The following is a 26,958-nucleotide window of genomic DNA, read 5'->3' on the forward strand; positions in this document are numbered from 1 at the left end:
TCAGCGCTCGCGAACCAGTTCCGTCGAAGCGGTGCTGACCGGGTCGGCGGCCTGCGAGAAGGCGGCCTCGAGCAGAGCCTCCGAACGATACGCAGTCCGCTTCCAGGCGACATACTCGGCAATGCCGAAGCGCGCGCGGCGCGGCACCGTCTTGACCACCGGCATGCGGAAGGCAGCGCGGAATGTCTGCCAGCGCGCGCCGAGCACCGCCACCATCTCCTCGACCGTCGGTGGCGTCGCCACATCGGCATAGGTGATGGTGACTTTGCCGGCGAGCCCGGCTGCGCGCGAGACCGGCACCGGTATCGAGGCGAGGTAGTCGGGCGGCACGTCGATCAGGCCGCCGAAGGGCCATTGCTGGCGCAGTGCCGCCGCGTCCATCGGCGCGACGTTGACGTCGATGTCGTTGGGCGTGCCGGCGACCCGGTAGGGGCAGCGCAGCCGTCCGCAATTGGCCTGCGCCGAGAACTGCCACAGCGCATAGCCCTGCCAGTTGCCCATCGGAAAATGCACGTCGATGTCGGGCTTGTAGCGCGCATACCAGAGCGGCAGCCGCGACAAGAGCCGGTATCGATAGCGGTTGTCGGCCATGAACTGGGCGGTCTTGCCGTTGGTGTAGAGGATCGGGAAACGGCCGAGCCGCCGGTGCACCTGGCGCACGAATTCCTCGGCATCCTCGAGTGACATCCATTGCGAGGGGTCGTTGCCTTCGAGATCGAGGGCGAGCAGATCGTCAGGGGCTGGCTCGGCGAAATCGATGAAACTGTTGGCCTGCTCGAGCGGATTGCCGGGGCGGGCAAGATGATAGGCGCCCCATTTCAGGCCGAGCGCCTTGGCCACCACCTTGCGCGTCTGGAACAGCTCGCGCGTCACCGCAAAGCGTTTCCACAATGTCTTGCAGAGTTTGACCGCAATCTCGTCGCCGAAGCAGAAATAGGGCGGCGGCAGCCCGTCGGAGGCCTTGTTGATGAAGCCGACAATGCGCTTGTCGGTGGCAAGCGCACCCCAGTCGATGGAATTGTATTCATAGGCGTCGACCACCAGCGCGCGGTCGCCATCCCGCCACGGCTCGGAAAACTCCGAGGCTGTAGCCGCTGATATCAGCGCCATCATCGCCGCGAGAGCGATCGCTGAGCGGCGAAGAAGATGCGCCGGCGTTTTCAAACAGGGGATCCCCGCTGACCAAACACCGATGGTGGACCGGTATGGTTAAGGAAGTGCTTTCGGGCAGGAGTCCTGATCGCTCTCGCGATTTCGTCATTCTATGGCGAAGCAAGGAGCGAAGCGACGCGGCGCAGACCATAGAATCCATTCCGCGACTTCGAAGCGTTGCCACGGCGCAGAATTCTGCACCGTTGCACGCCTAGCGCGAGGTCGCGACATGGTACTCGGCGTCCGCTACGCTCCCGCTCCACCCGTGGACGACGGAGTTCGCTACAAAATTCGCGTGACAAAGTTTGACGTTTACGTAAAAAGAAGGTCGGAGGCCGCCCAGAGGCGGATGGTTTTGCATCGGCCCGGGTCCTAGGATCGAGCGATCGGAGCAGCGGAGGAGAAGCGGCATGTACAAGGCCCCGGTCGACGACATTTCGTTCACGCTCAAGCATGTCGCCGGGCTCAAGCCGGCACTCGACAGCGGCGCGTTCGGGGACCTCGGCGAAGACCTTGTCGACGCCATCCTGGCCGAGGCCGGCCGCTTCGCCAGCGAGGAGGTGGCGCCGCTCTACAAGATCGGCGACCAGCACGGTGCGGTGCTGAAGGATGCAGCCGTGACCATGCCGCCCGGTTGGAAGGCGCTTTACCGCAGCTGGATCGACGGCGGCTGGAACGCGCTGTCGGGGCCGGAAGAATTTGGTGGCCAGGGCCTGCCGACCATGCTCGGCGTTGCCGCGCTCGAGATGTGGAACTCCGCCGCCATGGCCTTCGGCATCGGCCCGACGCTGACCATGGGCGCCGTCGAGGCGCTGGACAAGCATGCCTCCGAAGCGCTGAAGGCAAAGTATCTGGCAAAGCTCGTCTCCGGCGAGTGGATGGGGACGATGAACCTGACCGAGCCGCAGGCCGGTTCCGATCTCGCCGCCTTGCGCAGCCGCGCCGAGCCTGCCGGCGACGGCACCTACCGCATCTTCGGCCAGAAAATCTTCATCACCTATGGCGAGCATGATTTCACCGACAACATCATCCATCTGGTGTTGGCGCGGCTGCCCGACGCACCGGCCGGCACGCGCGGCATCTCGCTGTTTTTGGTGCCGAAATTCCTGGTCAATGATGCCGGCTCGCTCGGCGCCCGCAACGACGTCTTCTGTTCCGGCCTCGAGCACAAGCTCGGCATCCATGCCTCGCCGACTTGCACCATGATCTATGGCGACGGGTTCCAGGGTGCTGCGCCCGGCGCCATCGGTTGGCTGATCGGCGAGGAGAACAAGGGGCTCGCCTGCATGTTCACCATGATGAACAACGCGAGGCTTTGCGTCGGCATGCAGGGCGTGGCAGTGGCAGAAGCCGCGACGCAGAAGGCGATCGCCTATGCCAATGAGCGCCGCCAGGGCAAGGCATCGGACTTTTCAGGCGCCGGGATGGCGCCGATCGTCCATCACCCCGACGTGCAGCGCAATCTCTTGACCATGAAGGCTTTGACCCAGATCGCCCGCGCCATCTCGTATTCCTGCGCCTATGCCATCGACTTCGCGCGTGTGTCGACAGGCGAGGAGGCCGCGCATTGGCGCGATCGCGCCAATCTGCTGACGCCGCTGGCTAAGGCCTTTTCCACCGATATCGGCGTCGACGTTGCGTCGCTGGGTGTCCAGGTCCACGGCGGCATGGGCTTCATCGAGGAGACGGGCGCGGCCGCGCTCTATCGCGACGCCCGCATTGCGCCGATCTATGAAGGCACCAACGGCATCCAGGCGATCGACCTTGTAGCCCGCAAATTGCCGCTTGGCGGCGGCGAGCATGTGCACGGCTATATCGCCGAACTGAAGGCCATCGCCGACGAGGTGCGGACCTCGAACCTGCGGGGCTTCGGCCGCACCGCCGAAGCGCTTGACCAGGCGTTCGACGATCTCACCGAGGCGACGCGCTTCCTGCAGAAGCTGCTGGCCGACGGCCGTCTGGACGAAGCGCAAGCCGGTGCGACCCCCTATCTCAGGCTGATCTCGCTTGCTGCCGGCGGCGCTTATCTGGCGCGTGGCGGACTTGCCCAGCAGAGCCGCATCGCCCTTTGCCGCTTTTTCGCCGAAAACCTGCTCGGCGAAGTCAGCGCCTTGAAGGAACGCGTAATCGATGGCGCCGAGAGCCTCGCCGCCGCCGGCAAGGCGCTGATATCGGCCTGAATACCACAGCGCTCACCAGGGAAATGACCGTGACAGACCATATCCTCGTCGAGCGCCAGGGCGCCATCCAGATCATCCGCATGAACCGTCCCGACAAGAAGAACGCACTGACGCGCGCCATGTACGCGACAATGTCCAAGGCGCTGGCCGATGGCGATGCCGACCCGGCGGTTCGCGTCCATATCTTCCTCGGTGTTTCTGGCGCCTTCTCTTCCGGCAACGATCTCGCCGATTTCCTGGTCATCGCCACCGGCGGTGAGGGCGGCAACGAGGTCTGGGACTTCCTGATGGCGCTGGCCAAAACGGAGAAGCCGATGGTCTCCGGCGTCGACGGCATTGCGGTCGGCATCGGCACCACGCTCAATTTGCATTGCGACCTGACTTTCGCCACGCCGCGCACGGTGTTCCGCACACCCTTCGTCGACCTCGGCCTGGTGCCGGAGGCGGGCTCCAGCCTGCTGGCCCCGCTCATCCTCGGCAGGCAGGGCGCCTTCGCGCTGCTTGGGCTGGGCGAAGGTTTTTCCGCCGAGCGCGCCAAGGCCGCCGGCCTGATCTATGAGGTGGTCGAGGAGGACGGGCTAGAAGCCGCGGTACTCGCAGCGGCCGGCGCGATCGCCGCCAAGCCGCCGCAGGCGCTGAAGATCGCTCGTGACCTGATGCGCGCCCCGCGCCACGAGCTTGTCGCCCGCATCAAGGTGGAGAGCGAGCATTTCTCCGAGCGGCTGAAGTCCGACGAAGCGCGCGCCGCGTTGACGGCCTTCATGACGCGCAAGAAGGCCTGAACCTCTCCTCAGGGATAAAGCCGTGTCTTGTCCCAGCCGCCTTCGGCGTTGCGCGAAAAGACCAGCCGATCGTGCAGCCGGAATGGCCGGTCGTGCCAGAACTCGATCGCCTGCGGCACGATGCGGAAGCCCGACCAGTGCTTTGGCCGCGGGATTTCGCCGATAGGGTAGCGCGCCGTGTATTCGGCCACCGCCTTCTCCAGGGCAAAGCGGCTTTCCAGCGGCCGCGACTGTTTCGAAGCCCATGCGCCGATCCGGCTGCCGCGCGGCCGCGTCGCGTAATAGGCGTCGGCTTCAGCGTCGCTGACGATCTCCACCGGACCGCGTATGCGCACCTGGCGGCGCAGCGATTTCCAGTGGAAGCACATCGCCGCCTTCATGCTGCCAAGAATCTCGCGGCCCTTGGCGCTCTCGAAATTCGTGTAGAAGACAAAGCCGCTTTCATCGAAACCCTTGAGCAGCACCATCCGCACATCCGGCATGCCGTCGGCATCGACGGTTGCAAGTGCTACGCCGTTGGCGTCGTTGATTTCGCTTTTCTTGGCGTCCTCCAGCCACTCAGCAAAGAGCCGGAACGGCTCGGCGGCTTCGGTAAAGTCACTACTTGTTAACTCAGTGTCACTCATAGTTTTTCTCAAATTGTCTCGAGCTTCAGGAGGTTGCCGATTGTCGCGTATCGCGCAAGCTTTTGACAGCGGGCAATGGAGCGTTATCGCTTCGGCCAGTTCGAAAGCCGTGATCGTGATTATCGCACTGCCGCTTGCCGCCTGCGGCGCCGGCGGCTTCAGCCTGGAAAAGGCCGAGGTCGATCGTTCCATCGTCACCTCAAGCGCGCCGGCCAGGGTGACATCGACGGACGCCGACAGCGCTTCCGACCAGACCACGATCGGCAATGCGGTGTCTTCGGCCGACATCGAGGAGCTTCGCGGCCAGGCCGTGCCGTGGGCGAATGCCGACACCGGCTCGCGCGGCTCCATCACCGAACTCGCCGAAGTGCAGGACAACGGCCAAGACTGCCGCAGCTTTACCGCCTCGCGCGAAAGCTTCGACGGCGTCACTTTGTTCAAGGGCCAATTGTGCATCGCCGCGGCCGGCGGCTGGCACATGCAGGACTTCAAACCGCTCTGATTTTCCAGGGTTTGCGGGCGCCGCAATTTCAGCCTCGATAAGCCTGCGCGCCACTGGAATTTCTTCCTATGGGAGCGCATATAAGGGCCAACGTGGATTTAACTCATTTTCCAGGGCAGGACGCATGCGCGACCCCTATGAGGTGCTGGGCGTTGCCAAGAACGCATCGGCCAAGGACATAAAATCGGCCTACCGCAAGCTCGCCAAAAAGTATCATCCGGACCAGAATCCGAATGATCCCAAGGCCAAGGACCGTTTTGCCGCCGCCAATCAGGCCTATGAGGTCGTCGGCGACGAGAAGAACCGTGCGGCCTTCGACCGCGGCGAGATCGACGCCGACGGCAAGCCGAAATTCCAGGGCTTCGAGGGCGCAGCCGGCGGCGGCGATCCGTTCGGTGGCTTCCGCCGCCAGCAGGGCGCCGGCGGCCCGCGCTTCGAATTCCGATCCGGGCGTCCGGGCGGCGATCCGTTCGACGGCAACAGCGACATTTTCAGCCAGATCTTCGGCGACGCCTTTTCCGGCGCGCGCGGCGCCGGAACAGGCGACCGCCGCCAGCAGGCGACCGCCGCCGATCTGAACGTCACGCTCGACGTCACCATCGAGGAGATAGCGACCGCCGAAAAGGTGACGGCGATGTTCCCCGACGGCCGCAAGATCGCGGTCAAGCTGCCGGTCTATGTCGAGGATGGCCAGACCATCCGGCTGAAGGGCCAGGGCGAGCAGGGGCCGGGACAGCCGGGCGATGCGCTGGTCAAGATCCGTATCCGCAGGCACCCGCGCTACCGCATCGAGGGCCGTGACTTGCATGCCGATCTGGAGGTAGCGTTGGCCGACGCGGTGCTGGGCGCCAAGGTGCCGGTCGACACGCCGACCGGCAGGCTGGCGGTCAACATTCCGGCCTGGTCGAGTTCCGATAAGGTGCTGCGCCTGAAGGGCAGGGGCTTGCCGGAAAAGGCCGGCGGCCATGGCGATCTCTACGCCCATGTCCGCATCATGCTGCCGGAAGGCGGCGACAGCGAACTCGAAGCGCTGATGCGCAGCCGCAAAGGCTGACGCGGCTCGACTTGGCTGCCTAGCTGCCGGGCGCTGCTTCCTCCATCCGCCGGATGGTTTCGCCGAAGCGGCGCAACGCCTGCCGCACCGGGACATGCGGGCTCTCGATCTCAAGCAGGATCATCGTCTCGCTGCCGAGGAATGCGGCGCTGACCAGGCTGGTCACTTCGGCGGCGGAGAATGGCCCGAGGCCGCCGAACCGCCGCTCCGCCTCTTGCGCCAGTCCGTCCAGCAGTTCGAACCAGCCGCGCAGGTCGCGGCGCACCGCCTTGGCGATCTCGGGGCTCGACAGGCTTGCCGCGATCATCTCGTGCAGGATCCGGACATAGCCGGACGCCAGATCATCGTCGAGGAAATCGCAAGCGCGCTCCCAGCGCTGCCACAGCGGCATCGGTGCCGCAAAAGTCTCCGCCTGGCGTTTCAGCAGGCCCTCGTTCAGATGGTCGAGCAGGGCCAGGAACAGCCGTTCCTTGGAGCCGAAATGGTAATGGATCTGGCTGAGCGGAACGCCGGCGATCTCGGCAACGCGGCGCGTCGACAGATCGGCGTAGCCGCCTCGATGGAGGCACAACTCGGCGGCTGAAATCAGTTCGGCGCGCGTGTCGCGCTTTTGCTTGTTCTGCGGTGGGGTAACGGCTTGGGCAGCGTCCGTCATGCGGTGTGGCTGCCGCTGTTAGCGGTGCAATCTGGGCGGATCATAGCTTCTCCTGTCCGGGGCTGGACGTCCCTCCACTCTATCTCGGTCGAGCGACCGATCAAGTTGACTCGCTAGAAAATTTATGGTTTTTGACGCTGAATTCGGTCGACCGACCGAATCCTGATGCTTGCATGGAGGGCACTCATGGCGGGCGTAATCACCCTTATCTACGGCGTTGCCGCATACCTGATTTTTCTCGGTTCGTTTCTCTATGCGGTCGGTTTCGTCGGCAACATGGTTGTGCCGAAATCGATCGATTCCGGAGTCGCTGGAAGTCCGGTCGAAGCCGTCATCGGCAATGCACTGCTGCTCGGCCTTTTCGCCGCCCAGCACAGCATCATGGCGCGGCCGGTTTTCAAGCGCTGGTGGACACGGATTGTCCCGCACGCGGCCGAACGCAGCACCTATGTGCTTTTGGCCAGCCTCATCCTGCTGCTGCTCTACTGGCAATGGCGGCCGATTCCCGGTCTCGTCTGGACGGTCGAGAACCCGGTCTGGGTCGCCGTCATCCATGGCGTGTTCTGGCTCGGCTGGGCGGTATTGTTGACCAGCACCTTTCTGATCAACCATTTCGAACTGTTCGGCCTGCGCCAGGTTCTCGCCGCTTTGCGCAAGAGCGAACCGGCGCCGCCCGTGTTCAGGACGCCGCTGTTCTACAAATGGGTCCGGCACCCGCTCTATGTCGGCTTTCTCCTGGCCTTCTGGGCGACGCCGTCGATGACATGGGGCCATCTTCTGTTCGCGGCGGGCAGCACCGGCTACATCCTGCTCGGCATCTTCCTCGAGGAACGCGATCTCGTCGCGATGTTTGGCGATCAGTACCGCCTCTACCGCAAGCAGGTGGGAATGCTCATTCCCTGGCGCAAAATGGCTGGATAGGGCCGATGCGTTGCCGACCAGCCGATTAGGCTGGTAGGCCGGGCCTGGGCCATCAAGGCGCGCTGGCCGCAGTGAGGTGTTCAAATCTCACAACAACGTTATTATCCCCCATTCGTTGTCACGCCGAGTGTCTGAATTGAACGCGCGCCCCGTCTGCGCTTGATGCGCCTTTCTGCCTGTGCGATAGGCACTCCAAAGCAGAAAATCTTTCGGAGAGCGCTGACATGGCGGGTGGACAGGGCCTTATGGCCGGCAAGCGCGGCCTTATACTGGGCGTCGCCAACAACAGATCGATTGCCTACGGCATCGCCAAGGCCTGCGTCGACCATGGCGCCGAGATCGCGCTGACCTATCAGGGCGAGGCGTTCAAGAAGCGCGTCGAGCCGCTGGCTGCGGAATTGGGCGCCTTTGTCGCCGGTCATTGCGATGTCACTGATCCGGCGAGCCTCGACGAGGTGTTTGCCAATGTCGCCAAGCATTGGGGCGGCAAGCTCGACTTCCTCGTCCATGCCATCGCCTTTTCCGACAAGGACGAGCTGACCGGACGCTATGTCGAGACGACGCGCGACAATTTCCTGCGCACCATGGACATTTCGGTCTATTCCTTCACCACCATCGCCAAGCGCGCCGAAGCGCTGATGACCGACGGCGGCTCGCTGCTGACGCTGACATATTACGGCGCCGAAAAGGTCATGCCGCATTACAACGTCATGGGTGTCGCCAAGGCCGCGCTCGAAGCCAGCGTGCGCTATCTCGCCGTCGACCTCGGCGGCAAGAAGATCCGCGTCAACGCCATCTCGGCCGGGCCGATCAAGACCTTGGCTGCTTCGGGCATCGGCGACTTCCGCTACATCCTCAAGTGGAACGAATACAATTCGCCGCTGAAGCAGACCGTCACCCAGGAAGAAGTCGGCGATTCCGCCGTCTATTTCCTGTCGGACCTGTCGCGTGGCGTCACCGGCGAGGTGCACCATGTCGATTCCGGCTATCACGTCGTCGGCATGAAGGCGGTCGACGCGCCGGATATTTCGACCGTCAAGGAATAGTTCTGCCGCGGTTTCCGCCCGCCTGTCCTGATTTCCGGAAGACCTGATGGTTCCGCTCGTCTACATCGTGCGCCATGGCCAGACGCAGTGGAATGCCGAGTCGCGGCTGCAGGGCCAGGCCGACACCGATCTCAACGCGCTCGGCCGCGAGCAGGCGACCCGCAATGGACGGCGGCTGGCCGAACTGATCCAGAACCCTGAGGATTTCGACTTTGTCGCCAGCCCGATGAAGCGGACGCGCGAGACGATGCAGCGGCTGCGCTTGGCGATGCAGCTCGATCCCGATGGCTACCGCACCGACCCGCGTCTGGTCGAGGTGCACTTTGGCGACTGGCAGGGCTTTACCTATGCCGAACTCGATGCGCGGATGCCGGGCTCGGCGAAGGCGCGACGACGCAACAAATGGAATTTCCAGCCGCCGGGCGAGGGCGCCGAAAGCTACCAGATGCTGCTCGAACGGGTGAAGCCGTGGTTCGACGCGCTCGACCACCAGACGGTCTGCGTCACGCATGGTGGCGTCGTGCGGACCCTGTTTCGGATGGTCAAGGGTGTTTCCGAACACGAAGCGGCAAACCTGGAAGTGCGGCAGGACCGGGTGCTCAGGCTGCAGGACGGGCGTCTGGATTGGCTTTAGGTTCGAGCAGATAAACAGGACGACTGTCCTGTTTATCCGTGCAGGGCTCCGCCGAGCGGCAAGACCCTGTTCGGCGTCGGTCTTATTCGGTGTCGGGCAATTCCATGTCGGTGACGACGTTCTCGCCATTCGTCACGTCATAGGCAATCACGACATCCATGCCCGGCTTCAGCGAATCGAGATCGGTCTCGGCGTTGAGCTTGAAGGACTTGCCGTCCTCCAGCGTCAGCGTCAGTGCGTCCTTGTCGACCTTCTTGATCAGGCCTTCGGTCTGGCCGGCATAGGCGGCGGTGGAAATCAGCAACATGGCGGCAGCAGCGCCAATCAGGGTACGCATCGTCGTCCTCTTTGTCATTGCGCCTGCACGGATGGCGGCGAGCTTTCAACGGGCGGATGGAAGAGAGCAGAAACCAACCGAATGTGTCAAAACTAAAACCGCCGGATCACAGTTTGACCGCTGTGGAAAACGCCAATAGAACGCACCTTTGATCCGGTCCGCTGCCGGGCAGGGCTAAAATTCATGTCTCACAACACGTTCGGCCATCTCTTCCGCGTCACCACCTGGGGCGAAAGCCATGGCCCGTCGCTCGGCTGTGTCGTCGACGGCTGCCCGCCCGGCATCCGCTTCACACGGGCCGAAATTCAGGCCGAACTCGACAAGCGCCGCCCCGGCCAGTCACGTTTTGTGACGCAGCGCCGCGAACCGGACGAGGTGAAGGTGCTGTCCGGCTTCATCCTCGACGAGGACGGCGAGTCGATGATCACCACCGGCACGCCCGTCTCGATGCTGATCGAGAATGTCGACCAGCGCTCCAAGGACTATGGCGAGATCGCCCGCCAGTACCGTCCCGGCCACGCCGACTACACCTATGACGTCAAATACGGCCTGCGCGACCATCGCGGCGGCGGCCGTTCTTCGGCCCGCGAGACCGCCGCTCGCGTGGCGGCCGGCGCCTTGGCGCGCAAGGTGGTGCCCGGAATGGTGGTGCGCGGCGCGCTGGTCTCGATGGGCGAGAAATCCATCGACCGCGCCAACTGGAACTGGAATTTCATCGGTGACGCCGAAAACCCGTTCTTTACCCCCGATCCGGCGTCCGTTCCCGTCTTCACGCAATATCTCGACGGCATCCGCAAATCCGGCTCCTCGGTCGGCGCGGTGATCGAGATCGTCGCCGACGGCGTGCCAGCCGGCCTTGGCGCGCCGATCTATGCCAAGCTCGACCAGGACATCGCGTCCGGCCTGATGTCGATCAACGCCGTCAAGGGCGTCGAGATCGGCAACGGTTTCGAAGCCGCGCGCATCACCGGCGAACAGAATGCCGACGAGATGCGCATCGGCAATGACGGCAAGCCGGTCTTCCTGTCCAACAATGCCGGCGGCATTCTGGGCGGCATCTCGACCGGCCAGGCGATCGTCGCCCGCTTCGCCGTCAAGCCGACCTCGTCGATCCTGACGCCGCGCAAATCCATCGACAAGGACGGCAACGACGTCGACGCCATGACCAAGGGCCGCCACGACCCGTGCGTCGGCATCCGCGCCGTGCCGATCGGCGAAGCCATGGTTGCCTGCGCCATCGCCGACCATTATCTGCGGCACCGGGGACAGACAGGCCGGGGATTAGGCAGTAGGGATTAGGCAATAAGCCAGCCCGTACTTCCTTCCCTAACTCCTACTGCCCAACCCCTATTCCCTGCGAGCGAAGCGAGCCAATGCCATACGATCAGAAGAAAATCGTCGAAGCCATCCGCGCCTTCGAGCGCGGCGAGATCGTCGTCGTGATGGACGATGACGGGCGTGAGAACGAGGGCGACCTGATCGTTGCCGCCGTGCATTGCAGCCCGGAGAAAATGGCCTTCATCATCCGTCACACCTCCGGCATCGTCTGCACGCCGATGCCGCGCGAGGAGGCCAAGCGGCTCAATCTGCAGCCGATGGTCGCCGACAATGATTCCGCCCACACCACGGCCTTTACCGTCAGCGTCGATTTCAAGCATGGCACCACCACCGGCATTTCGGCCGAGGACCGCACGCTGACCGTGCGCAACCTGGCCAACGGCAATGTCGGCGGTTCGGATTTCGTTCGCCCCGGCCACATCTTCCCGCTGATCGCTAGGGAAGGCGGCGTGCTGATGCGTTCGGGCCATACCGAAGCCGCGGTCGATCTCTGCAAGCTTGCCGGCCTGCCGCCGGTTGGCGTGATCTCGGAGTTGGTCAATGACGACGGCACCGTCAAGCGCGGCCCGCAGGTGGCGAGCTTTGCCGAGGAACACGGCCTCAAGCAGGTCTCGGTCGCCGACCTCATCGCCTACCGGCAGCGCAAGGAAACGCTGGTCGAACGCGTCGCCTGCTCCGAAATCGACACACTCGGCGGCAAGGCACAGGTCTTCACCTACACGCTGCCCTGGGATTCCATGCACCATGTCGCGGTCGTTTTCGGCGACATCCGTGACGGCGAGGACGTGCCGGTGCGGCTGCATTCGGAGGATGTGGTGACCGACGTGTTCGGCACCAGCCACCGGCTCGACGCCATTATGAAGGCGATGGGCGAACGCAAGCGCGGCGTCATCGTTTACCTCCGAGAGGGTTCGGTCGGCGTCGCCCATCAGGAGCGCAACCGGCCGATGAGTGCCGACCGTGAGGACCACGAAGAGGCCCGCCGCCGTGAGAACGAGTGGCGAGAAATCGGCCTCGGCGCGCAGATTCTCAAGGATCTCGGCATCTCCTCGATCAATTTGATCGCCTCGCGCGAACGCCACTATGTCGGGCTTGAGGGCTTTGGCATTCATATCGCCAAGACCGAGATTTTCTAGGGGACAGGGGGCGGTCGGATGAGCTTCGAGGCCTATCTCAATTGCTTTGAAGATGGCGAAGAGAGCTACTTCCCCACATCGATCGTCGAGGATGCCTTCGCGCCGTTCGTCACCAGGCGTGAACCTGAATTCACCTGCTGGGTCGTCGCCTATGACGATGCGTCGTCGGCCGACCTCTATCTCAATTTCGACCCCGGCGATGCCTCGCGATGTTCAGGCTTCACCGTCGCGCGGCCGCCCGACGATCCGCGCCTCTACGAAGCGCTGTGGAAAATCCTGCGTGTCACCAGCTCGGTCGTGTATTGCGCCGGAGAATGTCCGCCGATGGTCGGGCGCGCTGAAACCATACCCCATCTGAACCCGGATATGGTTGAGACACTGGGAAGTCCTGTTGTCGTTCTCGATGGAAACGAGATCCGCAAGAGGCTTGAACAGTCGTAGGGAGCCGCGCTCCTTTGGAGAAGCTGCGTCCGATCCGCGTTCCCGACCGGACGCTTGTGCGTTTATTCCGCGGGAACGGCGGCTGCACCGCAGCCGTCCAGCTCGCAGGCGCGGGTGGCCAGGCTGCGCTGGCCCACCAACACCGTGACCAGTGCGATAGTGCCTGAAACCACCGAGACCCAGAACCCGTTCCTGGCGCCGAACTCATCCACCACCGCGCCGGCGGCAAACGAACCCAGCGCCATGCCGATGCCGATGCCGGTCATCACCCAGGTGATGCCTTCGGTCAGCATCGCTTCCGGCACGTGGCGTTCGATCAGGCCGAAGGCGGTGATGAAGGTTGGCGAGATCGCCACGCCGCTGATGAAAACGGTCAGCGCCAGCAGCGGCACCGTGTCGGCGGTGAGCGGCAGCAATGTGCCGAGCGCAACGAGGGCGACCGCGAGGGCCAACTGGCGCTGCAGCGGCGCTTTCAGGTTGAGCGCACCGACGACGAGGCCGAGCACGAACGATCCCAGCGCATAGACGCCGATGACGAGGCTGGCGGCGCCCGGCTGGCCGAGTTCCTTGGTGATCGCCACCGTGCTCACTTCCGTCGTCGCGAAGGTGGCGCCGACGAAGATCAGGGCGAAGGTGATGATCTGCACCGGCCTGAGCCGGATTGCCGAGCCGCTCGAGACATGATTCACCGGCCGCACTTGTGGTTCGGTCGAACGCTGCAGGATGAAGGCTGCCGAGCCAAGGGCGAGGAATAGCGTGCTGACCAGGACACCGGCTTCCGGGAACAGAGCGGCACTCAAGCCCACCGACAGCGATGCGCCTGCAATGTAGACGAGTTCGTCCGCCGCCGATTCGAAGGCGAATGCGGTGTTCATCTGCGGCCGGCCGCGAAAAATCTCGGTCCAGCGCGCGCGCACCATCGCCGGCATGCTGGGCATGGCGGCGGCCGCCAGTGCCGACACAAACAGCGTCCACACCGGCCAGTCCTGATTGGCTGCGGCAATCAGCACCGCGAAGGCGAGCACGGTGAGGATGGTGGTCGGAACCACGATCCGCGTCTGGCCGAGGCGATCGACCAGCCGTGATATCTGCGGCGCCACGAAAGCGTTGCTCAGCGCGAACGTCGCCGAGACAGCTCCCGCCAGCCAGTATTCGCCACGTGTCTGCGACAGCATGGCCACGATGCCGATCGGCGCCATGGCGATCGGCAGCCGCGCGAGGAAGCCCGCGGCGGCAAACCCCTTGGCTCCAGGGGCACGAAAGATTTCCGAGTATGGGTTTTGCATGGCTGGTTCCTCGACAAAGGCCAATTCGACAATTACATACGGTGCGTATGAATATAGGTAGTCGATACGCCGCGTATGTCAATTGGCATACGAAGCGTATGTGAATAAGGCCAGAACCATGCACAGACCCCGCAAGGAGATGATTGCCGAAACGCGCGCCAAGCTGATCACGGCGGCCCGCCACGCTTTCGGCACGATCGGCTATGCCGACGCGTCGATGGACGACTTCACCGCCTCGGCCGGGCTGACGCGCGGTGCGCTCTATCATCATTTCGGCGACAAGAAGGGCCTGCTGCAGGCCGTCATCGCCGAAATCGATGGCGAGATGGCCGTCCGCATCCATGAGATTGCGTCGCGGGCGCCAAGCCGCTGGCAGCGTTTCGTCGACGAATGCACGACCTATATCGAGATGGCGCTGGAGCCGGAAATCCAGCGCATCATGTTTCGCGACGGTCCGGCTGTGCTCGGCGATCCGGCGCAATGGCCGAACGCCAATGCCTGCGTCGGCTCGATGACCGATCATCTGACGGCTCTGCAGCAGGAGGGGGTGGTCGTCCCCGGCGTCGACCCCGAAACCGCCGCCCGGCTGATCAACGGCGCCAGCAGCCAGGCGGCGCAGCGCATCGCCAATTCGAACGACCCCGAAGCGACGTCGAAGACCGTGGTGGCAGCCTTCCAGCAACTGCTTGAAGGGCTTCTCAAAAAACAGGGTTCGCAGCCGGCCTGAAATCTGGTCGGCCCAGACCCGGCATTTGCCGAGATTGACAATTCCCGGCCCGGGTTCATCCTCGCCGTCCATCTCTGAGGGGAGATTCGGGCGCATGTGGGATTTCGAAATCGGCAGGTCGGTGTCCATCATGATCAGGACATGGCCATTCATCGTCTTTCGCATGATCGTCTATTTCGGCATTACGCTCGCCTATATCGTGGCGACCGGCAGCGGCGCCTCCGTCGGCTATGGCGTCGGCCATATCTCCACCGATCCCGACGGGCCGCTTTCCTTTGCACTGTGGGGCGGCATCGTCGGCATCGGCATCGTTTCGATCGCGCTCTACTGGATCCGCGAATACATCCTCTACGTCGTCAAGGCCGGCCATATCGCCGTCATGGTCCATTTGATCGATGGCCGGGACGTTCCCAATGGGCAGGACCAGATCGCCTACGCCAAGGACGTGGTGAAGGAGCGTTTCGCCGAGGCCAACATCCTTTTCGTGGTCGACCAGCTGGTCAAGGGCGCCATCCGCGCCATCACCGGCCTGATCGGCGGCATCGCCGCCTTCCTGCCCATTCCGGGTCTCGGCGGCCTGATCGCTTTCATCAATACGGTCATCCGCCTGTCGCTGACCTATGTCGACGAGATCATCCTCGGCTACAACATCCGCATCAACTCGTCATCGCCCTTCGAGACAGCCCGGCAAGGCGTCGTGCTCTACGCCCAGAACGGCAAGACCATGGTCAAGAACGCCATCTGGCTGGCGGTCATCATGTGGGGTGTGTCCTTCGTCATCTTCCTTTTGATGCTGGCGCCGGCCGCCGCCATCATGTGGTTCATTCCGGGGCAGCTCGGCGGCTGGGCCTTCGTGCTCGCCATCCTCCTTGCCTGGGCCTTCAAGGCGGCCTTCATCGAACCCTTCGCCATAGCCTGCCTGATGCAGGTCTATTTCAAGACCATCGAAGGCCAGGTGCCGAACGCCGAATGGGACCAGCGGCTGGCCGAGGGGTCGTCCAAGTTCAGGGAACTCAGGGATAAGGCGCTGGCCTCCTTCGGCGGCTCGCGCTGGACGCAGCCGGCGCCCGGGGTGTAATCCCTGTTGAACGTCGGGGCGGTGCGGCGTCAAACCATGGTCAAAGCGGCCGGGCGCGCCTATATCGGGTCATGGTCACCAGGCTCTACACCCATCCGATCTTCCTCGAACATCTGACGCCCCCCGGTCATCCGGAGCGGCCGGACCGCTTGCGCGCTATCGAGCGCGTGCTCGACGACGAGGCCTTCACCGCACTCGATCGGGTAACGGCGCCGCAAGGCGACGAGGCCACAATCCTCTACGCCCACCCCGAGGATTTCGTCGCCCGCGTCCGCGCCGCGATCCCTGAAAGCGGCATTGCCTCGATCGACGCCGACACGAGCGCCAGCCCGAAAAGCTGGCAGGCGGTGGTCACTGCCATCGGTGCGGCCAACGCTGCCGTCGACGATGTTTTCGAGGGCAGCGTTGCCAATGCCTTCGTCGCCGCGCGTCCGCCCGGCCATCATGCCGAAAAGACCACGGCCATGGGCTTTTGCCTGTTCAACACCGCGGCGATCGCGGCCCGCTACGCGCAGAAGAAACACGGCGCCGAGCGTGTCGCCATCGTCGACTGGGACGTGCATCACGGCAATGGCACGCAGGACATTTTCTGGGACGATCCCTCGGTGCTCTATTGTTCGACGCACCAGATGCCGCTCTATCCCGGCACCGGGGCTAAAAACGAAACCGGCGCCGGCAACATCGTCAACGCGCCGCTGGCGCCGCAGACCGGCTCGGACATGTTTCGCGATGCCTTGCTGTCGCGCGTCCTTCCGGCACTCGACAATTTCGCGCCCGATCTGATCATCATTTCCGCAGGCTTCGACGCTCACCATCGCGACCCGCTGGCCGAGATCAACCTCAGCGAGGACGATTTCGACTGGGCGACAGGCCAGTTGCTGGAACGCGCCGGGCGCCACAGCGGCAACCGGCTCGTCAGCCTGCTTGAGGGCGGCTACGATCTGCAGGGACTGGCATTTTCGGTCGCCGCCCATGTCGGGCGGCTGATGAAGGGGTAAAGTATGGCTGGCGAAGCAAATGAAGACGTGAAGGCGATGAGCTTCGAGCAGGCACTCGACGCGCTGGAAAAGATCGTCGATGATCTGGAACGCGGCGACGTGCCGCTCGACCAATCGATCAAGATCTATGAGCGCGGCGAGGCGCTGAAGGCCCATTGCGACCGGCTGCTGAAGGCGGCCGAAGACAAGGTCGAGAAGATCAGGCTGTCGCGTGATGGCAAACCGGTGGGAACGGAGCCGCTCGACGCGGAGTAGTGGAATGGGGCGGGCATAAAGCAGATAGGAGTTCAAGCATGTGCAGAAACATCAAGACCCTGTTCAATTTCGAGCCGCCGGCGACCCATGACGAGATCCGCGACGCCGCCCTTCAATTCGTGCGCAAACTGAGCGGAACGACGCGCCCCTCGCAGCGCAACCAGGCAGCCTTCGACCGTGCCGTCGAGGCGATCGCCGAATCGGCGCATGAATTGCTGCATTCGCTGGAAACCACGCATCATCCGCGCAATCGTGAAGAGGTGGCGGCCAAGGCAAAAGCCAAATCGGCGCTCCGCTTCGCCTGAGGACATCCAGATGAGTTTCTTCCCCGGCAAGGACCCTGAGCCTGGCGATGCCTTCGCCAGCGACCAGATCGAGCTCATGGTCATTCCAAACGCCAAGGACATTGGCGGCTTCCAGGTTCGTCGCGCTCTGCCGACGGCAAAGCGGCGGCTGGTCGGTCCCTTCATCTTCTTCGACCGCATGGGGCCGGCGATCTTGCGCGCCGGCCAGGCGATGGATGTGCGCCCGCACCCGCATATCGGGCTTTCCACCGTCACCTATCTGTTCGACGGCAATATCAGGCACCGCGATTCGCTCGGCACCGAGATGGTCATCCAGCCCGGCGACGTGAATTTGATGACCGCCGGCCGCGGCATTGTCCATTCCGAACGCACGCCCGAAGAACTGCGCGGCGCGCCGATGTCGGTCTCCGGCCTGCAGACATGGCTGGCTTTGCCCGACGGCAAGGAGGAAGTGGCGCCGGTGTTCGAGAACACGGCCGCGCTCCTTCTGCCCGAGATCGACGCCGAAGGTGTTTCCGGCCGCGTGGTGATCGGCGATTTCCAGGGACTGCGCTCGCCGGTAAGAGCCGACACCGAGACGCTCTACGCCGATCTGAGGCTGGCGCCCGGCGCCAGCGTCAAAATTCCCGCCGACGCCGAGGAACGCGCCATCTACACGCTGCACGGCGATGTCTCGGTTTCGGGCGACCGTTTTCCGGCCGAACGGCTGCTGGTGTTCCGGCCTGGTGACGAGATCGTCGTGTCGTCCGAGCGCGGCGCCCATTTCATGCTCTTCGGGGGCGCTTCGCTCGGCTCTCCGCGCCACATCTGGTGGAACTTCGTCTCGTCGTCGAAGGAACGCATCGAACAGGCCAAGCAGGAATGGAAGACGGGCCGCTTCGATATCGTTCCTGGAGATGAGGAAGAGTTCATTCCGTTACCGGACAATTAACGTCAGCATCACCCGCGTCACTGACACGCATTTACATTCCGGCGACGCAGGCATATTTCGCCATGATCGACGCGCATTATAGCTGAGCAGGCCCTTTAACAGTGAACGCAACGCTGCATACGCCGCTTCTCGACAAGGTCCGCATTCCAGCCGACCTGAAGAAGCTTGACGAAAGCGAGCTGCCGCAGCTGGCCTCGGAGCTGCGCGCCGAGCTGATCGATGCCGTCTCGCATACGGGCGGGCATCTCGGCGCCGGCCTCGGTGTCGTCGAACTGACGGTGGCGCTGCACTATGTCTTCAACACGCCGGAAGACCGCGTGATCTGGGATGTCGGCCACCAGGCCTATCCACACAAGATCCTGACCGGCCGCCGCGACCGCATCCGAACGCTCAGGCAAGAAGGCGGCCTGTCCGGCTTCACCCGTCGCGCCGAGAGCGAATACGACCCGTTCGGCGCCGCGCACTCCTCGACCTCCATTTCCGCTGGCCTCGGCATGGCCATGGCGCGCGACCTCTCCGGCGGCCACAACAATGTCATTGCCGTCATTGGCGACGGCGCCATGTCTGCCGGCATGGCCTATGAAGCCATGAACAATGCCGGCGCGCTCGATGCTCGCCTGATCGTCATTCTCAACGACAACGACATGTCGATCGCGCCGCCGACCGGCGCCATGAGCGCCTATCTGGCGCGGCTTGCCTCTGGCAAGACCTATCTTGGCCTGCGCGACTTCGGCAAGAAACTGACCTCCTATCTCGGCAAGCGTGCCGATCGCGCCATCAAGCGGGCGGTCGAGCATGCGCGCGGCTACGTCACCGGCGGCACGCTGTTCGAGGAGCTTGGCTTCTACCATATCGGCCCGATCGACGGCCACAATCTCGAGCATCTGATCCCGGTGCTGAAGAACGTCCGCGACCATGCCGACGGTCCGGTGCTGATCCATGTCGTGACCCAGAAGGGCAAGGGCTACGCGCCGGCCGAGGCTGCGGCCGACAAATATCATGGCGTGAACAAGTTCGACGTCATCACCGGCGCGCAGACCAAGGCCCCGGCCAATGCGCCGGCCTACACCAAGGTGTTTGCCGAAAGCCTGGTCCAGGAAGCCCGCCTGGACGAACGTATCGTCGCCGTCACCGCCGCCATGCCGAACGGCACCGGCCTCGATTTGTTCGGCGAAGCGTTTCCGACCCGGACCTTCGATGTCGGCATTGCCGAGCAACATGCCGTGACCTTCGCCGCCGGCCTCGCCAGCGAGGGCTACAAGCCCTTCGCCGCCATCTATTCGACCTTCCTGCAGCGCGCCTACGATCAGGTCGTCCATGATGTGGCGATCCAGAAACTGCCGGTGCGTTTCCCGATCGACCGCGCCGGTTTCGTCGGCGCCGACGGCGCCACTCATTGCGGCGCCTTCGACACCACCTTCCTGGCGACGCTGCCGGGCTTCGTGGTGATGGCGGCCGCCGACGAGGCGGAGCTTCGCCACATGGTGCGCACCGCCGCCTATTATGACGAAGGCCCGATCGCCTTCCGCTATCCGCGCGGCAATGGCGTCGGCGTCGACATGCCGGAGCGCGGCTCGGTGCTCGAAATTGGCAAGGGCCGCATCGTCAGGGAAGGCACCAAGGTGGCGCTTCTGTCCTTTGGCACAAGACTGCAGGATTGCCTGCTGGCGGCCGAGGAACTCGGCGCGGCCGGATTGTCGACAACGGTTGCGGACGCCCGTTTCGCCAAGCCGCTCGACGAGGATTTGATCCGCCGTCTTGCCCGCTCGCACGAAGTGCTGGTGACGGTGGAAGAGGGCGCTGTCGGCGGTTTCGCCAGCCACGTGCTGCAGTTCCTCGCCCATGAAGGCTTGCTGGAAAGCGGTCTGAAAGTTCGGCCGCTGGTGCTGCCAGACGAGTTCACCGACCACGCCAAGCCGGAAAAAATGTATGCCGATGCCGGGCTCGACGCGGCCGGCATCGTGCGCACCGTGTTCGTCGCGCTCGGCCATTCCGCGCGCGCGCAGCGCGCCTGAATCAAACCTCACGCAGCTGAAGCAGTTGCCTGTGCAAGCTTAACACTTTGTTAACGCTTCTCTTTGGCGTTTCGCTTACCGTCTCTTTTGGCCGTTTTTCAACGCCGCCCTGCTAGAACTGCCTCTAGGCAGGGAGTTAAAAACAATGCGAACGCTTCTGTGCGGCGCGGCCCTTTTGGCCGTCATCGCCGCGCCGGCCATGGCCGAGACGCGCTATGACCGCAAGCTCGAACAGGCGGTGGCAGGCATCGTCGCCCGCAAGATGGGCGATATCAGGGGCGCTTTTTCCTACAAGCAGGTGCCGCAGCTTGTCGTCGTGCCGGACGCACCAGTCGTTGCTGTCGAGCGCCCGCGCAAGCAGGCTTCAGATGACGGAAGCGACGGCCTGATGCCGGCCGTTGAACGGCAGGTCTCACGGACGATCTTCTAAAACCACATATCGCGCACGCAGCGCCCATCGCGCGGCAGGTCGTCATAAGTGTCCAGCCCGTCGAAATGGTCGATCGGCAGGTCGGCGACCGCCTCAGGCGGTGCCAGCCTGACATTGACGGCGATACGCGTGCGGCTGCTGTCGCTGCGGCGCAAACCGCGCCAGGCAAGCACACAGGCACATGTCGGGCAAAACAGGATTTCCAGCGACGGCGTCTCCTTGCCGGCGCGGGTGTAGGACTGCACAGGCCCCGCAAGCCGGATACGCTCGTCGACAAAGTCATAGGCCCAGAGCGTGCCATAGCGGCGGCAAAGCGTGCAATTGCAGGCCGTGATCGGGCCGGGATCGCCTTCCAGCGTCCAGTGGGCGGCGCCGCAATGGCAGGTTCCCGTCAGCATTCGTCTTCCTCCGCATTGCCTGAGCCTCTACATCTTGCCGGACTGGCTGCGCTATTCAACCGGGCGGACTGGCTTGCGGCCCGGGTCTCGACGTCCTCCCATGCCAATGTCCTTGCCTTCGCGGCCGGCTTTCGCCATGAAGGCCGATGAACTCCCCTCTGCCAGCCAGCACACGCCAGCGGCTCGACGAATTGCTCGTCCAGCGCGGCCTGTTTGCGAGCCGCTCGCGCGCCCGCGACGCGGTCGAGCGCGGCACCGTGATGGTCGACGGCGTGGTCGCCCGCAAGCCCGGCCAGACGGTTCTGCCGCGCTGTCTCATCGTCATCGACGACCCGGCGCAGGGTTATGTCTCACGCGCGGCGCTGAAGCTGATCGCCGGGCTCGACCATTTCAGTCTCGATCCCGCGGGCAGTGAAGCTCTCGATATCGGCGCCTCGACAGGCGGCTTCACCCAGGTGCTGCTCGAACGCGGCGCGGCCCATGTCACGGCCATCGATGTCGGCCACGGCCAGATGCATCCCGACATTGCGGGCGACCCGCGCGTGACGGTTATCGAGGGCCTCAACGCTCGCGAGCTCGCGGCTGCCGATCTCGGCGGCCGTATCCCCGATTTCATCGTCTCCGATGTAAGCTTCATCTCGTTGAAACTGGCGATGCCACCGGCGTTGGCATTGGCACGGGACGGCGCTCGTGCGGTGTTTCTGGTCAAGCCGCAATTCGAGGCCGGCCGCGAGGCGATCGGCAAGGGCGGTCTTTTGAAAGACCCTTATGACGCCGCCCGTGTGGCCGGCTTGCTGCAGGAATGGCTCGAAGGCGTCCCTGGCTGGCGTACATTGGGCTTGCACATGTCGCCGATCGAAGGCGGCGACGGCAACCGCGAATTCCTGCTTGCCGGGATCAAGGATGCCGGGACCAAGGATGCCGGGACCAAGGACCGATGAGCACGGGCTTCACCATCAAGAGACTGGGTTCGCAGGGCGACGGCGTCGCCGAGACGGAAACCGGCGAGCTGTTCATTCCCTTCACCCTGCCCGGCGAGACCGTCACCGCCGCGCGCGAGAGGGATCGCGCCATGCTGATGGCGGTATTGGAGACGTCGCCGCTGCGTATCGATCCGGCCTGCCGGCATTTCACCGAATGCGGCGGCTGCGCCGTCCAGCATCTGCAAGCCGACGCTTACCAGCAATGGAAACGCGACAAGGTCGTGCACGCCTTGAAAGGCATTGCCGGCGACATCGGCGCCCTGGTGCCGTGTGCGCCACACACACGCCGCCGCGTCGTGCTTGCCGCCAGGCGCGCCGACACAGGCATGCTGCTTGGCTTCCATCGCCATCTGTCGCCGGAAATCATCCCCATCGAGGAATGTCCGATCTCGCTGCCGGAGATCGTTGCCGCGCTCGATCGCTTGAGGTCGGTCGCCGACCTGGTTTGCGCCACCACCAAATCGTTCCGGATGGCGGTCACTGTGACGGGCTCGGGGCTTGACGTCGCTGTCTATGAGTCGGGCAAGCTGGGCGAGAACCAGCGCCGGGTCGCCTCCAACTTCATCATGGCCAATGGCTTTGCCCGGCTTTCGATCGACGACGAGATTGTCATCGAGCCGAAAAAGCCGGTGGTCATGTTCGGCACCGTCGCTGTCGCCATACCGCCTGGCGCCTTCCTGCAGGCAACGCAAGCCGCCGAACAGACGATGGCCGATCTCGTTGGCGGACATCTGAAGCGTGCCAGGAAAGTCGCGGATCTTTTCGCCGGCTGCGGCAGCTTTGCGCTTCGGCTGGCGGCCAAATCCGAAGTCCACGCGGTCGAAGGCGACGCGGCAGCCCTTTCGGCGCTCGACCGCGGATCGCGCTTCGCCACCGGCCTGAAGCGGGTAACCGGCGAACGCCGCGACCTGTTCCGGCGGCCGCTGACGTTCAAGGAGCTGAATGCTTTCGATGGCGTCGTCTTCGACCCGCCGCGCGCCGGCGCCGAGGACCAGTCGAAGCAGATCGCCCGCTCGGATGTGCCGTTCGTCGCCGCCGTCTCCTGCAATCCGGTGACGCTGGCACGAGACCTGCGCATCCTGATTGACGGCGGCTACATCTTGAAGAGCGTCACGCCCATCGACCAGTTCCTGTGGTCGCCGCATGTCGAGGCCGTGGCGCTGCTGGAGAAGCCGAAACGGCGACGTTAATCCGCCGATTTTCACAAGGCCGTGCTTGAGTTTGCCGCCCCCCGCAAGACGTAGCCGGCTGGCAAACTAGCCTTCGCGAACGCTTTCGTACCCGGCCGCTTGTGCGGCCTTGATGAACTTACGGTCGAAGGACACAAATGCTGAGCAGTGCGAGGACTTGCCCAGATGGAGCGCATCGGCGAAATCCATTCCCGTCTCGGCTAGATCGACCGCGGAAGAGACCATCGCAGCATCCTCTATCTCGACAGTGGGAAGCCCGCCGAACACCCGCAGTGCATTGACGATCGAGGCCTGATCATAACCATAGCCGCTGCGCAGCACCCACTCAGCCTCCAGGATCACCGTGACGGCGACGAAAACGGGCTGACCGTCGATCAGCCGCCGGGCTCGCGGGGACTGCTCGGGATCGTCGTTCGTCAGATACCTGACGACAACGTTGGTATCAATCGCGAGCATGGCGCCGCCGTGCTTCAGCAAGGACGGCCGCGTCCATCTCCTCCAAGGTCTTCGGTCTGCCACTGTGCGGCAGGACACCAAAGACATCTTCTGGTCGTGTCGGGGCAAAGGCAGGCGCCGGTCTCAAAAGTACACCGTCCGGTGTGTCTTCGACCTGCAGGCGCGTGCCCGCGCCCCAGTCCCTCCGTTTGCGGATAGCGCTGGGCAGGATGACTTGTCCCTTGGTCGAGACGGTCGTTATAAGCTTTTCTATTGCACCCATTGCGGTATTACCCTTGTGTAAGACAAAGGTAAGATATCCCTGTGAGGGGAACTATTCAAGCCCGCCGACGTCTCCTCGCTCAAACCCTGGTGCCGCCGACCGTCATCTGGTTCATCCTGAGATGCGGCTGGCCGACGCCGACCGGCACGCCTTGTCCGGCCTTGCCGCACATGCCGATGCCGGTGTCGAGTTTCATGTCGTTGCCGATCATCGACACACGGTGCATGGCGTCCGGTCCGTTGCCGATCAGCATGGCGCCCTTGATCGGCTGCGTCACCTTGCCGTTTTCGATCATGTAGGCCTCGGTGCAGCCGAACACGAACTTGCCTGAGGTGATGTCGACCTGGCCGCCGCCGAAGGATACGGCATAGATGCCGTTCTTGACCGAGGCGATGATCTCATCCGGCTCCATGTCGCCCGCCGTCATATAGGTGTTGGTCATGCGCGGCATCGGCTGGTGCGCATAGCCTTCGCGCCGGCCGTTTCCCGTGGCTTTCATGCCCATCAGCCGGGCGTTCTGGCGGTCCTGCATGTAGCCGACAAGCTTGCCGTCCTCGATCAGCACATTGCGGGCCGAAGGCGTGCCTTCATCGTCGACGGTCAGCGAACCCCGCCGCTCCGGCATGGTGCCGTCATCGACCACGGTAACGCCCTTGGCGGCGACCTGCTGGCCGAGCAGGCCGGCAAAGGCGGAGGTCTTCTTGCGGTTGAAGTCGCCCTCCAGCCCATGGCCGACGGCTTCGTGCAGCATCACGCCTGGCCAGCCGCTGGACAAAACGATGTCGAACGTTCCGGCCGGCGCGGGAATGGCTTCGAGATTGACCAGCGCCTGCCTGAGCGCCTCCCTGGCCGCATGCTTCCAGGCGTCCTCGACCAGGAACTCGCCGAACGCCTTGCGCCCGCCCATGCCATAGGAGCCGCTTTCCTGGCGGTCGCCGTCGCCGACGACGACGGAAACGTTGATGCGGACCAGCGGGCGGATGTCGCGCACGATCTGGCCGTCGGCGCGCACGATCTCGACATGCTGCCAGGACGCCGCGAGCGAGGCCGTCACCTGGCGCACGCGCGGGTCCTCGGCGCGCAGCCATGCGTCGATTTCCTGCAACAGCTTGGCCTTGACCTCGAAGGAAGGCGAGGGGATAGGGTTCTCCTCGCCATAGAGATGGCGGTTGGTGCGCGCGGGTGCCGCGGCAAGCGTGCCGGAATAGCCGCCCTTGACGGTCGAGACCGCGTCGGCGGCGCGCAGCAGCGACGCCTCCGAAAGATCGCTGGAATGGGCGTAGCCGCTGGCCTCGCCGGCCACGGCGCGCAGGCCAAAGCCCTGGTCGGTGTTGAAATTGGCGGTCTTCAGCCTGCCATTGTCGAACATCAGCGCTTCGCTCTCGCTGTATTCGAGGAAGAGTTCGCCGTCATCGGCGCCGTTCAGTGTGTCGGCGACGATCCGCTTGATGCGATCATCTGAAATGTCGAATTGGCCGGTCAGGCTGTTCATGGCAGGTCCGCTCACAGGAGGAATGGTGTTGCCACGATGTAGGCGCGAAGACGCGCCTGCACAATCCGCAATGACGATCCGCAGCCGGACAGTGGAGCGCTAATGCATGTCGCCCAGAAGTGTGCCGCGGTTCTGGGATAACGACATGCATCAAACAAAGACCTAAAGCGCGTCGTATGAATCCGTTTCAGCGCGACGCGCTTTAGGGCCCTACTTCTCGTCCACGAACGCTTTGATGTCGCTGGTCATGGAATCCCAGTTCGAGAACTGCTCTTCGAGGTAGGAGCGGGTAACCCCGCCCCTGAACATGACATCCATCTTGAAGTTCGACCCGTCACCAGAAAAGGCCTTCACCCAGCGGTATTTCTTGTTCCATTCATTGGCCTGGTCGGCCGTGAAGGGGTCGGTATAGCCCGAGGAGAACTGGATCGACTTGCACTTCTCATGGTTTTCGCAGCCATAGAAGTAGATGACATATTTCATGCCCTGAAGCCGGCCGGAGACCATCGGATCGCCGCCGTCGTCCTTGTCCATCTTGGCCGAACCATAGCCTTTCGCAAGCTCGAAAATGACGGCCGGATCGGGCGCCGTGATGATTTCGGTATCCTCGGCAAAGGCGACTGAAACGGCGCCGGTCAGGATCAGACCGGTCGACAAAAGCAAAGAACAAGCAATGATGACCCCCACAGCCAAAAATCAAACCCGTGGGAATTGTGCGTCAGGAAAGACGGTTTCGCAAGCATCAAGCTCAGGGCAGGGCGGCAAAACCGTCGGCGAAGCCCTTGAGGTCGACAGGGATGCCGATGCCTTCTTCCGGCGTCTGGAAGACGATGAAGGTGGCCGACGTCCCGGTCTTCAGCGTGTCGAGCAGCGGCTTTTCGAGAATGACCTCGGCATAGCAGCCGTCCTGGAAGCAGCGCACGAAATAGGCGCGGCCGATATCCTTGCCGTCGACATTGAGGCCCAGGCCATTGGGCAGCAAAACGCCGAGCGGGGCCAGCACGCGCAGGATCTCGGCCTTGTTGTCGGCGGTGCGCAGGACGACGACGGACAGTCCCATTTCCGGGCGATCCTCGGCAACGACGTTCTGCATCATCACGCATTGTTCCGAGGTGGCGCCGGCCGGCGTGTCGCAGATGATCGACCACGCGCCATGCGTTGACTTGACCGTGCCGCTGGGCTGCGCTGCATTGGCGACGCCGGTTGCGGACGAGCCGATACCGATCAGGACGGCGAGAAAAACGACCTTCGCCCCGCTTCTCGAAAGCCAAGCGCTTTTCGAATGCCAGGCGCTCTTCGAATGCCAGGCGTTTCTCGAAAGCCAAGAGGTCATGACGGCTCCATTGCG

Annotated in this window: 31 protein-coding genes; 20 read left to right on the forward strand and 11 right to left on the reverse strand. The window is 63.6% G+C overall.

Annotated elements, in window-relative coordinates:
• Window positions 1–1,113 (reverse strand): glycoside hydrolase family 25 protein, encoded by a 1,113-nt coding sequence (locus tag NKI37_RS15700; protein ID WP_352794504.1) that lies wholly within the window; start codon window positions 1,111–1,113, stop codon window positions 1–3.
• Between the two features lie 449 nt (window positions 1,114–1,562).
• Here NKI37_RS15700 and NKI37_RS15705 point away from each other — a divergent pair, with 449 nt between their 5' ends.
• Both NKI37_RS15705 and NKI37_RS15710 read left to right on the forward strand, forming a co-directional pair.
• Window positions 1,563–3,332 carry an acyl-CoA dehydrogenase family protein gene (locus tag NKI37_RS15705; RefSeq protein WP_352791149.1) on the forward strand — a complete coding sequence of 590 codons (1,770 nt, stop codon included), beginning with the start codon at window positions 1,563–1,565 and terminating at the stop codon, window positions 3,330–3,332.
• Between the two features lie 29 nt (window positions 3,333–3,361).
• Window positions 3,362–4,114 (forward strand): crotonase/enoyl-CoA hydratase family protein, encoded by a 753-nt coding sequence (locus NKI37_RS15710; RefSeq protein ID WP_023821025.1) that lies wholly within the window; start codon window positions 3,362–3,364, stop codon window positions 4,112–4,114.
• Window positions 4,115–4,122: 8 nt separating this feature from the next.
• On the opposite strand, the gene pdxH is transcribed toward NKI37_RS15710, so the two are convergent.
• A complete protein-coding gene (pdxH, locus tag NKI37_RS15715) occupies window positions 4,123–4,752 on the reverse strand; it encodes a pyridoxamine 5'-phosphate oxidase (RefSeq protein ID WP_081725434.1) in 630 nt (209 codons plus the stop codon).
• A gap of 28 nt (window positions 4,753–4,780) precedes the next feature.
• On the opposite strand from pdxH, the gene NKI37_RS15720 reads away from it, so the two are divergent.
• Window positions 4,781–5,242, forward strand: coding sequence for an RT0821/Lpp0805 family surface protein (locus NKI37_RS15720; RefSeq protein WP_023702032.1), 462 nt, complete (start codon window positions 4,781–4,783; stop codon window positions 5,240–5,242).
• Between the two features lie 124 nt (window positions 5,243–5,366).
• Entirely contained in the window at window positions 5,367–6,296 is a 930-nt protein-coding gene (locus NKI37_RS15725; RefSeq protein WP_023702031.1) for a DnaJ C-terminal domain-containing protein, read from the forward strand.
• Window positions 6,297–6,315: 19 nt separating this feature from the next.
• On the opposite strand, the gene NKI37_RS15730 is transcribed toward NKI37_RS15725, so the two are convergent.
• Window positions 6,316–6,951, reverse strand: coding sequence for a TetR/AcrR family transcriptional regulator (locus tag NKI37_RS15730; protein WP_023740699.1), 636 nt, complete (start codon window positions 6,949–6,951; stop codon window positions 6,316–6,318).
• Between the two features lie 186 nt (window positions 6,952–7,137).
• Here NKI37_RS15730 and mddA point away from each other — a divergent pair, with 186 nt between their 5' ends.
• From mddA to NKI37_RS15745, 3 genes are all read left to right on the forward strand, one after another.
• Window positions 7,138–7,872, forward strand: coding sequence for a methanethiol S-methyltransferase (mddA, locus tag NKI37_RS15735; protein ID WP_023723279.1), 735 nt, complete (start codon window positions 7,138–7,140; stop codon window positions 7,870–7,872).
• A 224-nt stretch (window positions 7,873–8,096) separates the two neighbouring features.
• Entirely contained in the window at window positions 8,097–8,918 is an 822-nt protein-coding gene (fabI, locus tag NKI37_RS15740; protein WP_023727494.1) for an enoyl-ACP reductase FabI, read from the forward strand.
• A gap of 46 nt (window positions 8,919–8,964) precedes the next feature.
• Window positions 8,965–9,552: a histidine phosphatase family protein gene (locus NKI37_RS15745; protein WP_023692086.1), complete on the forward strand. Its 588-nt coding sequence runs from the start codon at window positions 8,965–8,967 to the stop codon at window positions 9,550–9,552.
• 82 nt (window positions 9,553–9,634) lie between these two features.
• Here the strand turns inward: NKI37_RS15745 and NKI37_RS15750 are convergent, their stop codons facing one another.
• Complete coding sequence (locus tag NKI37_RS15750) at window positions 9,635–9,889, reverse strand: DUF1344 domain-containing protein (protein WP_023687135.1); 255 nt, start codon at window positions 9,887–9,889, stop codon at window positions 9,635–9,637.
• 183 nt (window positions 9,890–10,072) lie between these two features.
• Here NKI37_RS15750 and aroC point away from each other — a divergent pair, with 183 nt between their 5' ends.
• The 3 genes from aroC to NKI37_RS15765 all read left to right on the forward strand — a co-directional run bounded on the left by aroC (window position 10,073) and on the right by NKI37_RS15765 (window position 12,804).
• Entirely contained in the window at window positions 10,073–11,188 is a 1,116-nt protein-coding gene (gene aroC, locus NKI37_RS15755) for a chorismate synthase (RefSeq protein WP_352789251.1), read from the forward strand.
• Between the two features lie 74 nt (window positions 11,189–11,262).
• A complete protein-coding gene (ribB, locus tag NKI37_RS15760) occupies window positions 11,263–12,363 on the forward strand; it encodes a 3,4-dihydroxy-2-butanone-4-phosphate synthase (protein WP_023685407.1) in 1,101 nt (366 codons plus the stop codon).
• An 18-nt stretch (window positions 12,364–12,381) separates the two neighbouring features.
• Window positions 12,382–12,804 (forward strand): hypothetical protein, encoded by a 423-nt coding sequence (locus tag NKI37_RS15765; RefSeq protein ID WP_023685408.1) that lies wholly within the window; start codon window positions 12,382–12,384, stop codon window positions 12,802–12,804.
• Between the two features lie 62 nt (window positions 12,805–12,866).
• Here the strand turns inward: NKI37_RS15765 and NKI37_RS15770 are convergent, their stop codons facing one another.
• Window positions 12,867–14,090, reverse strand: coding sequence for an MFS transporter (locus NKI37_RS15770; protein WP_023709369.1), 1,224 nt, complete (start codon window positions 14,088–14,090; stop codon window positions 12,867–12,869).
• A 118-nt stretch (window positions 14,091–14,208) separates the two neighbouring features.
• Here NKI37_RS15770 and NKI37_RS15775 point away from each other — a divergent pair, with 118 nt between their 5' ends.
• The 8 genes from NKI37_RS15775 (at window position 14,209) to NKI37_RS15810 (ending at window position 20,829) form a co-directional block, all read left to right on the forward strand.
• Entirely contained in the window at window positions 14,209–14,817 is a 609-nt protein-coding gene (locus tag NKI37_RS15775) for a TetR/AcrR family transcriptional regulator (protein ID WP_023708733.1), read from the forward strand.
• Window positions 14,818–14,911: 94 nt separating this feature from the next.
• Window positions 14,912–15,895, forward strand: a complete 984-nt coding sequence (locus NKI37_RS15780; protein WP_023708732.1) for a hypothetical protein — start codon at window positions 14,912–14,914, stop codon at window positions 15,893–15,895.
• A 71-nt stretch (window positions 15,896–15,966) separates the two neighbouring features.
• The gene (locus NKI37_RS15785) at window positions 15,967–16,893 is read left to right on the forward strand and encodes a histone deacetylase family protein (protein ID WP_023685412.1); all 927 of its coding nucleotides are present in this window, start codon (window positions 15,967–15,969) and stop codon (window positions 16,891–16,893) included.
• A 3-nt stretch (window positions 16,894–16,896) separates the two neighbouring features.
• Complete coding sequence (locus tag NKI37_RS15790) at window positions 16,897–17,148, forward strand: exodeoxyribonuclease VII small subunit (protein ID WP_023668433.1); 252 nt, start codon at window positions 16,897–16,899, stop codon at window positions 17,146–17,148.
• A gap of 38 nt (window positions 17,149–17,186) precedes the next feature.
• The gene (locus tag NKI37_RS15795) at window positions 17,187–17,453 is read left to right on the forward strand and encodes a DUF2277 domain-containing protein (RefSeq protein WP_023668432.1); all 267 of its coding nucleotides are present in this window, start codon (window positions 17,187–17,189) and stop codon (window positions 17,451–17,453) included.
• A gap of 10 nt (window positions 17,454–17,463) precedes the next feature.
• Window positions 17,464–18,384, forward strand: coding sequence for a pirin family protein (locus NKI37_RS15800; protein WP_023668431.1), 921 nt, complete (start codon window positions 17,464–17,466; stop codon window positions 18,382–18,384).
• Window positions 18,385–18,485: 101 nt separating this feature from the next.
• Window positions 18,486–20,399 carry a 1-deoxy-D-xylulose-5-phosphate synthase gene (gene dxs, locus NKI37_RS15805; protein ID WP_023685414.1) on the forward strand — a complete coding sequence of 638 codons (1,914 nt, stop codon included), beginning with the start codon at window positions 18,486–18,488 and terminating at the stop codon, window positions 20,397–20,399.
• A 145-nt stretch (window positions 20,400–20,544) separates the two neighbouring features.
• Entirely contained in the window at window positions 20,545–20,829 is a 285-nt protein-coding gene (locus tag NKI37_RS15810) for a hypothetical protein (protein ID WP_023668429.1), read from the forward strand.
• Here the strand turns inward: NKI37_RS15810 and NKI37_RS15815 are convergent.
• Window positions 20,826–21,227 carry a GFA family protein gene (locus NKI37_RS15815; RefSeq protein ID WP_023668428.1) on the reverse strand — a complete coding sequence of 134 codons (402 nt, stop codon included), beginning with the start codon at window positions 21,225–21,227 and terminating at the stop codon, window positions 20,826–20,828. The two genes, NKI37_RS15810 and NKI37_RS15815, sit on opposite strands and share 4 nt — an antisense overlap.
• Window positions 21,228–21,373: 146 nt before the next feature.
• Between NKI37_RS15815 and NKI37_RS15820 the strand changes: the two genes are divergently transcribed.
• A complete protein-coding gene (locus tag NKI37_RS15820) occupies window positions 21,374–22,168 on the forward strand; it encodes a TlyA family RNA methyltransferase (protein ID WP_023824247.1) in 795 nt (264 codons plus the stop codon).
• Window positions 22,165–23,400 (forward strand): class I SAM-dependent RNA methyltransferase, encoded by a 1,236-nt coding sequence (locus NKI37_RS15825; RefSeq protein ID WP_023668426.1) that lies wholly within the window; start codon window positions 22,165–22,167, stop codon window positions 23,398–23,400. The genes NKI37_RS15820 and NKI37_RS15825 overlap by 4 nt, the downstream gene beginning before the upstream one ends.
• A 66-nt stretch (window positions 23,401–23,466) precedes the next feature.
• On the opposite strand, the gene NKI37_RS15830 is transcribed toward NKI37_RS15825, so the two are convergent.
• The 5 genes from NKI37_RS15830 to NKI37_RS15850 form a co-directional block, all read right to left on the reverse strand.
• Window positions 23,467–23,856: a type II toxin-antitoxin system VapC family toxin gene (locus NKI37_RS15830; protein WP_023687145.1), complete on the reverse strand. Its 390-nt coding sequence runs from the start codon at window positions 23,854–23,856 to the stop codon at window positions 23,467–23,469.
• Window positions 23,843–24,118 (reverse strand): AbrB/MazE/SpoVT family DNA-binding domain-containing protein, encoded by a 276-nt coding sequence (locus tag NKI37_RS15835; RefSeq protein WP_081725433.1) that lies wholly within the window; start codon window positions 24,116–24,118, stop codon window positions 23,843–23,845. Before NKI37_RS15835 ends, NKI37_RS15830 begins: the two co-directional genes overlap by 14 nt.
• A gap of 79 nt (window positions 24,119–24,197) precedes the next feature.
• Window positions 24,198–25,610 (reverse strand): metalloprotease TldD, encoded by a 1,413-nt coding sequence (gene tldD / locus NKI37_RS15840; RefSeq protein ID WP_023738485.1) that lies wholly within the window; start codon window positions 25,608–25,610, stop codon window positions 24,198–24,200.
• A 210-nt stretch (window positions 25,611–25,820) separates the two neighbouring features.
• A complete protein-coding gene (locus tag NKI37_RS15845) occupies window positions 25,821–26,267 on the reverse strand; it encodes a YbjN domain-containing protein (RefSeq protein WP_352789243.1) in 447 nt (148 codons plus the stop codon).
• Window positions 26,268–26,358: 91 nt separating this feature from the next.
• Window positions 26,359–26,943 carry an invasion associated locus B family protein gene (locus NKI37_RS15850; protein ID WP_352789239.1) on the reverse strand — a complete coding sequence of 195 codons (585 nt, stop codon included), beginning with the start codon at window positions 26,941–26,943 and terminating at the stop codon, window positions 26,359–26,361.
• Window positions 26,944–26,958 lie beyond the last annotated feature (15 nt).

This window comes from Mesorhizobium sp. M0626, from assembly GCF_040320665.1.
Lineage (GTDB): Bacteria > Pseudomonadota > Alphaproteobacteria > Rhizobiales > Rhizobiaceae > Mesorhizobium.